At 42.1% G+C, this 7,493-nt stretch carries 4 protein-coding genes; 2 read left to right on the top strand and 2 right to left on the bottom strand.

Going from position 1 to position 7,493, the window contains the following annotated elements:
- Positions 1-108: 108 nt before the first annotated feature.
- The gene (locus FD50_RS06585; RefSeq protein ID WP_056960884.1) at positions 109-2,223 is read right to left on the bottom strand and encodes a putative ornithine decarboxylase; all 2,115 of its coding nucleotides are present in this window, start codon (positions 2,221-2,223) and stop codon (positions 109-111) included.
- A gap of 124 nt (positions 2,224-2,347) precedes the next feature.
- Between FD50_RS06585 and FD50_RS06580 the strand changes: the two genes are divergently transcribed.
- Positions 2,348-3,571, top strand: a complete 1,224-nt coding sequence (locus FD50_RS06580; RefSeq protein ID WP_056960883.1) for an MFS transporter — start codon at positions 2,348-2,350, stop codon at positions 3,569-3,571.
- On the opposite strand, the gene FD50_RS06575 is transcribed toward FD50_RS06580, so the two are convergent.
- On the bottom strand, positions 3,568-5,856 hold the full coding sequence (locus tag FD50_RS06575; protein WP_056960882.1) for an ATP-binding cassette domain-containing protein: 2,289 nt from the start codon (positions 5,854-5,856) through the stop codon (positions 3,568-3,570). The two genes, FD50_RS06580 and FD50_RS06575, sit on opposite strands and share 4 nt — an antisense overlap.
- Before the next feature lie 606 nt (positions 5,857-6,462).
- Between FD50_RS06575 and FD50_RS06570 the strand changes: the two genes are divergently transcribed.
- Positions 6,463-7,332, top strand: a complete 870-nt coding sequence (locus FD50_RS06570; protein WP_056960881.1) for a DegV family protein — start codon at positions 6,463-6,465, stop codon at positions 7,330-7,332.
- The last annotated feature ends 161 nt before the right edge of the window (positions 7,333-7,493 follow it).

The following is a 7,493-nucleotide window of genomic DNA, read 5'->3' as shown; positions in this document are numbered from 1 at the left end:
TTTATTCCGGATAAACGTGTTCCATAAGTCAAAATTCTCCGTCTAACTTCGAATTTTCCCGACTTATGTCACACTCTCCGCTATTTGTGTACATTTATGTTTCTGAAATCAGTGCTGCTCTTTAAGTACTATAACCTTTGCTTTATATCTCCCTGTCGCAGTTTTTTCTGGGTAAACCCCTTGAATTTCAGCCGCAAAACCTGGAAAGGCCGACATTGCACCTAAAAGGACTTCAAAATACGCAATCTCTTTTTCCTGCCATCGTTCCCCTGGAGCAACTACAAATATTCCTGGGGGGTAAGGTAAAGCTCCTTCTAACGCAACCCTTCCAACCGCATTTTCTAAGGGAATCAACTCGCAGTTATTGCGCACAAACTCTGCATCTGCTTTTGCGGGTGACAACACAAAATCTTGCAAATTGCGGCTTTCAAACAAAACTTTTTGCAAGGCGAATGTCTGATGTTGCCGATAGTAAAGTTGCATATTGCTGCAAAGTTTTTGCATTGTCCAGCCAGCATAAAACTTCTGATGCTCCTTAAATAACCGTGGTAAAACCTCCTCAACAGTTGCATTTGCTTGATATAACTTCTCAAATTCAAGCAATGCTGACAGTAAGCGAGCGAGTTTTGCCTGACTTTCTCCTGGGGTCAACAAAAATAACAACGAATTTAGATCAGCCTTAGCGCACATAATGCGTCTTTCAGTTAAAAATTGCTCTACAATCGGAGCAGGAATCCCATCCGTTTGATATTGTGCCGCAGCCACATCAACTCCTGGAGTTGTAATAATCAATTTCAGCGGATCTTGCAAAACCTGCCCATCAACGACCTCTCTAAACCCATGCCACTTAGCTTGAGCATTCAATTGCCATGCAGTACGCTGGGTTGCTAATTCCTCAGTTGGAATCTGCTCCCAGGGAATCCCATTAATTTTTGCAGGAACAAAAGGTTTGAAAAAATGTGCAGACTGTAAGAGTTGCTTGCGCCATTCAATGCCCAATCTCAGCGCCCTTTGCCATACCACTGCACTAAAATTATTTGCCGCAAGTGCTGCATTGACAGTCAGTGAGGCATAAATTGGATATGAATAACTGGTTGTCACGTATTTCAAATACGCATGGTTAAAGTGCTTATGATCAATGTAGCGTGGTTGTCCCTTAAGATGTCGGTCTTTCTTCAGAATCTGTGAAGCTTGGGCAAGCCCTGCCTGTTGTTTATGGATTGACTGTGTCACCAAAATACCTGGTGCTTGCGCTGACAGCTTCAGCGAAAAAGGCGAAAGTGGACGGAGCATGGGTAGAAATTGCTCATAACCACCCCACGCACAGTCAAACAAAATATAATCACAGAGATGACCAATTTTTTTAACAAGCCGCTGTGCATCATACAGCACACCGTCATATGTTTCTAATTGAATAACTGCCAATCTGAAAGGCCGCTGCTGAGTTGCCTTAGCATGTGCCACTTTCTTTACTTGTGCCCGCAATTGCTGTTCATCTAGCGCCCGTTCATCTATTTCTCCAATCGCTCCTAAAGCATTGCGATCTGTTGGTAAATAAATTGGAATTGCTCCAGTCTCAACCAAGGCACTATTGTACAATGATTTGTGATTATTGCGATCAAAAAGAACCAAATCACCTGCAGTCAGTGCGGCTGTTGCACAAATAGTATTTGCACAGGTCGTCCCATCCGTCACAAAATAGACCTTGTCTGCATGATAGGCACGGGCAGCCTGCTGCTGAGCTGCTAATGGTGACCCGCCATGCGTCAAAGTATCTCCTAACTCTGTAACAGTATCACTAACATCACTTAGAAAAAAATTTTCGCCCATGAAATCTTTAAAGACTTTACCAGCAGGGTGCAATGCATAAAATTGTCCATTATGATGTCCTGGTGTAGTAAAACTGACAGGATGCGCACGCGCGTAAGTGATCAGATCATTCAGAAACTGCGGCACATTTTCCTGCTCATAAGCTGCAGCTTTTCGGTTAATCTCAGCACGCATTTTGGCAGACTTAACTTGCGGCTTAACCCGAATCACTGGAACTGTCAGCCCGCTTGCAGCTAACTTCTTGGCAAAGACTGGCGGTAATGTTGCACGAGCAGAAATTACCACTGCTGCCAACTCAGCTGGCAGAGATGTATTGCTGAGCAGCTCGCTTTTCCAGCCGTCTGGAATAAACTTTTCCACCTCCGCTGTTGCCGCAATTTTTAAATTTTTCATGTGAATCTTCCTTTCACTCTAAGCCTGTTAGCTTATTTCCTTTTAAAACTCTTTTGCGCAACTACCTTAGCTGCGCGTATAATGGGGCTGCGCACTTTAAAATAAGCAGTGGAGATGAATTTTTATGTTCGCTAAACTCGAAAAATGGCAACGTAATCTAATTGTCCTTTGGTTAGGTTGCTTTATTGCCGGTGTGGGCTTCAGCGAGCTCGCACCTTTTTTATCCCTTTATGTTGAAGAACTCGGTAATTTTAATAAGGGTCAACTATCCTTATACAGCGGGGTCACCTATGCGATTACCTTCCTAGTAGTAGCAATTGTCTCTCCTCTTTGGGGCAGACTTGCTGATCGCAAAGGGCGTAAATTGATGCTGTTACGTTCATCATTAGGAATGGCAATTATTATCGGTGCCTGTGGCTTCGTTCATACTATCTGGGAATTGCTGATATTACGCTTTCTTGAAGGTCTGTGTGCCGGCTATATTCCCAATGCATCGGCTTTAATTGCTGCAGAATCACCGCGCGCTAAAAGCGGTGCAGCACTTGGAATATTAACAACCGGTTATGTTTCTGGAAACCTGATTGGTCCCGTACTAGGCGGTTTCCTCGCACAGGTTTTCTCTATTAGATTAACTTTTGTTTTAACCGGCTTTTTGTTGCTCATTGTTTTTGGCCTGAGCCTTTTTTTCGTACATGAAGATTTTGTGCCTGCTTCTCAAAAGAAAAAATTCCCACACCATTCTTTCCCACTTGCTCAATTTAAAAATCCATCCGCAATTATCGTTTTGTTACTTTCAACTATGATTATTCAGATGGGTAATAATTCCATCACTCCGATAATCAGTCTGTACGTCAAAGAACTTATGCATGGTGTAGGTCCAATCACGATTGCTGCAGGAATCATCGCCGCACTTCCTGGTGTCTCAACGCTGCTGACAGCCCCGCGACTCGGTGAGCTTGGTGACAGAAAGGGACATGGCAAAATTTTGCTGTTTGGGTTTGTCTTTGCTGTAATTATGTATCTTCCCCAAGGACTAATTGCTAGTGTCTGGACCCTGGGGATTTTACGTTTTATGATCGGCATTTCTGATGGAGCTCTCTTTCCAACAGTCCAAACTCTGCTCTCAAAAGATTCCCCCTCAAGTCTTGTAGGTACCATTTTTAGTTGGAACCAATCTTTCCAAGCGCTTGGAAGTATGTTTGGTTCTTTATTAGGCGGAGTGGTTTCAAACCTGTATGGTTACAGCGGAGTTTTCATTTTTACCGCCCTATCGCTCTTTTTCAACCTGATTCTAGCACTTATTTTCATCCCAGAATTACATTTTTCTGGTAAAAATAAACAAGTTTAATGTGAGCTGCTTGTTTGGCCCGCGAGATACTCCTTTAAAGCAGCACCTGTGCGTGAATTTGGAACAGCCATTGCAGCGCGCGGTTTACCACTATACATCAGTTCACCCCCATAAAGACCGGCACCCGGACCAAGATCAATTAGCCAGTCTGCTGCCATAATGACATCCAGATTATGTTCAATCAAAATCACCGAATTGCCTTGTGCAACCAATTCGTTAAAGAGCCGCAGCAATTTCGCAATATCCTTCATATGCAGTCCTGCGGTTGGTTCGTCAAAGAGATAGACCTGTCCTTGATGGTTGAGTTCAAAGGCGAGCTTTAACCGCTGTAGCTCTCCGCCAGAAAGCGTCGTCAATGGCTGTTCCAGCTTCAGATAAGCTAAACCAACACGTTCAAGCTGGGCTAATTTTTGACTGATTTCTGGCTCAGTTGCAAAAAAAGTGTGTGCTTCTTTAACGGAAAGATGCAAAACCTCTGCTATATTTTTACCATGATAACGATACCCCAGCGCCTCTTGATTATATCTTTTTCCGTTGCACAATTCGCAAAGCTGAACGACCGGATCCATGAATGCCATATTTGTGATTGTGACCCCTTTGCCCTTGCAGCGCGGGCAAGCACCCTTGCTGTTATAACTGAAAAGCTGGGTTGAAACCTGGTTGGCTTTACCAAAAAGCTTTCGGATGGCTGGCAGAATATTAAGATAAGTTACTGGCGTAGAACGAATATTAGTTCCGACGGGTGTTTGCGAAAAATCAACGTATGGCTGCTGCAATTTTTCCTTTACAGCAGCGACCAATGAGCTCTTACCTGAACCCGCAACCCCAGAAATCACCGTCATCACACCTAAAGGAATTGCTACACTAATTGCTTTGAGATTGTGCAACTTTGCATTCTTCAACTGCAGCATTTTAGTGGCCTCTCTGCTGCCAGTAAACTGCTTTTTTTGCTGCAACCATTTTGATGTTAAACAAGATGACGCTAGCATTTCCTGGAAGGTTCCGCAAAAAGTCAGCTGACCGCCTTGAGCGCCCGCCGCAGGTCCCAATTCGACCACATAATCTGCAAAAGCAATCACTGCCGGGTTGTGTTCAACAATAATAATCGTATTTCCTTTGTTTTTAAGCTTTCTCAAGGCCTTTTCAAGCAACTTGATATCATATGGATGGAGTCCTACGCTGGGTTCATCTAGGACATAAACCAGATCTGACAGCGAACTCGTCAGGTACTTTGCGATTTTGATTCTTTGTGCTTCACCCCCAGAAAGTGTCCCAGTTTGCCGTGCAAGCGTTAAATATCCCAAGCCAATATCAATCAACGACTGGATTTTAGTCTGTAACTGCCGGACTATTTCTGCCGCAAGCGGCTCTTTAATTGTCCCCAAAAAGCGCAGTAAAGCAACTAGATCAAGCTCGGTGACTGCAGCAATATTCTTTCCGTTAATTAAACATGCCAAAGCTTCTTTTCTGAGTCTTGCACCATGACATTCTGGACAGATTTGCTGTGTCACAATTTTTGCGAGTGCCTCTTGATGATGTTTGCCTTCTTTACTATATAAAATCGAGCGTTTAATTCGAGGCACGAGGCCTTCATATTTGGCAGATTTATACCAATCGGCTGGCGGATCTTTAAGCTTCTGCTGTGGGGCATGCATTAGCAATTCATATTCGTGTTTTGAATATTCTACAAGCGGCTTGTCATTGTCAAAAAGTCCACTATTAACGTATCTTTTCCAGCGCCACGTCTGCGGACCAAAACTAACAAATGTGATTGCACCTTCATTGAGTGATTTTTGCGGGTCAATCAATTGTTGTTCATCAACCTCATCAACGTATCCTAAACCTTGACAGCGTGGGCACATTCCCTGTGGCAGATTAAAAGAAAAACTGTCTGAGTAACCTGCAAAAGGTTTCCCAATCCGCGAATAAAGCAAACGCAGCAATGAATAGATTCCAGTATATGTGGCAACTGTTGAACGTGCATTTGCAGTTAACTTTTTTTGTTCAATCACAATTGCTACGGGCAGATTAGTAATCTCTTTAACGTGCGGTTGACCATATTTAGGCAAGTACTGCTGTGTAAAACTTGGAAAAGTCTCATTCAATTCCCGGCGTGAAAGTGCCGCCAACGTATCAAAGACCAGCGATGATTTGCCTGAACCGGATAATCCAACAAAAACGCTAATTTTTTTCTTAGGGATCTTAAGACTAACGTGGTGCAAATTGTTTTGTTGTGCATCATGAATCTCAATCGAACCATTTTCAAAAACATTCTGTTTGCCCACTAGTATTCCTCCACTTTGTCAGTTATAATTTCTCTGCAAAAAACGTTACTTTAAATTACAGGCTAGTTCTATAATAAAATGCAAACTGCTTTCGAACAAGTCAGACCCTATTTTCATTATTGCAGCAGTTTCCATTAGCTCCAATTTTTCGGATTTTTTCTATCTTAACAAAAAATAAAATTTATCATCACAAATAATTCATAATTTGGCAGTAGGATGATCTTGTAACCTGATAATATATCTTTTCCTTTCCCTAGTAAGAGTTAGCTGAATTTTTACTTCCCCTAAAGATTCACTGACTTTCGGATTGAAGATGCACGTTAATTTGCTCCCCCAAGCATTTTTTACAGAGCATCTTCATCGATGAAGGGGCCGCGTCAAAACTAAAATTTTGATGCGGTCCCTTTTTTGCTTATCATAGTAAATTTAATTAAAATCAAAAAAATGCCACCCGTTAACATTTCTGTTATACTTTGTTTGGTATATGAGCACCACATCTAGACACGTGTTTTACATATTCTTGAATACTAAACCACAACGTGTATAATTAGGTGTATAAAATTAATTTTGCATAAATCAGATTACGAACTAAGGAGCTTAACCAGCATGACAAAAGCCGTTAAAATATTGACCGATTCGTCAATTCAATTAACACCTGAAGAAATCGAAAAATACAAGATCGAAATCGTCCCGCTCTCTATTGAAATTGAGGGTAAAACCTATGTTGATGGCGTCGATATTACTCGAGCGGAATTAATCAATAAGTTGCACGCCAAAAAATTCCCCAAAACCAGCCAACCAGCTCTTGGAAAATTCGTTGAAGCTTACGATCGGCTTGGAGCAGACGGCAGTGAGGTGCTGGCAATTGTTCTTTCAGATGTTCTAAGTGGGACCTTTGAAACCGCACAGACGGCTGCTAAAATGACCACTACTAAGGTAACTGTAATCAATAGCAAATCAACTGATCGCGGTCTAGCATTTCAAGTTATCGCAGCCGCACAAGACCTTGAAGCTGGTAAAACAATTCCGGAAATACAACAACATTGCCGTGAAATTTTCAAAAGAACACGCGTGAATGTTCTGATTGATACCCTTGATTACCTCGTTAAAGGTGGTCGCGTTAGTCGTTTTGCCGGTGCCGTTACCAAGCTTATCAATTTGAAGGTAATCGTTGAACTTCGTGAAGAAAGTTTGGATGTTGTTGTTAAAGGCCGCAGCCGCAAAACCTTTATCAAATTCTGTGAAAAGCTAGCGGCCTATCATAAAGAAAAGAATCCGATTCAAGAACTTGCCCTTTCCCATGCTGATGCTGCTCAAGAGTTTTTAGAGCGGATTAAAAATATTCTCCTGCCAGCAGATGGCGTACAAGTTGACTGTCTTGAAAAATTGACGAGTCCCATTATCATGACCCATACTGGTCTTTATGCTGTCGGAATCATTACGCTTTCTGAAAAAACTGAACCTGCTGAAATTTAGCTGAGCAAGCCCAAAAGCTGCACAACCTTGACAGAAATTTCAGCCCTTAATTTTGTGATTTAATTAAAAATAGTCCTAATCAGGTTGGGGCTGTGACAAAATTTAACTTTTGTCACAGCCCCTCTTTTATTCCGGATAAACGTGTTCCATAAATCAAAATC

It is taken from the genome of Liquorilactobacillus satsumensis DSM 16230 = JCM 12392, assembly GCF_001435195.1.
Classification (GTDB): domain Bacteria; phylum Bacillota; class Bacilli; order Lactobacillales; family Lactobacillaceae; genus Liquorilactobacillus; species Liquorilactobacillus satsumensis.
Note: the sequence above shows the minus strand (reverse complement) of the source record. Positions and strands in the feature narration are given on the sequence as shown.

What these genes read in the sequence shown, in the direction of transcription:
- FD50_RS06580 (WP_056960883.1), top strand. Translation starts at nt 2,348, where the DNA reads ATGTTCGCTAAACTCGAAAAATGGCAACGTAATCTAATTGTCCTTTGG.
- FD50_RS06570 (WP_056960881.1), top strand. Translation starts at nt 6,463, where the DNA reads ATGACAAAAGCCGTTAAAATATTGACCGATTCGTCAATTCAATTAACA.
- FD50_RS06585 (WP_056960884.1), bottom strand. Translation starts at nt 2,223, where the DNA reads ATGAAAAATTTAAAAATTGCGGCAACAGCGGAGGTGGAAAAGTTTATT.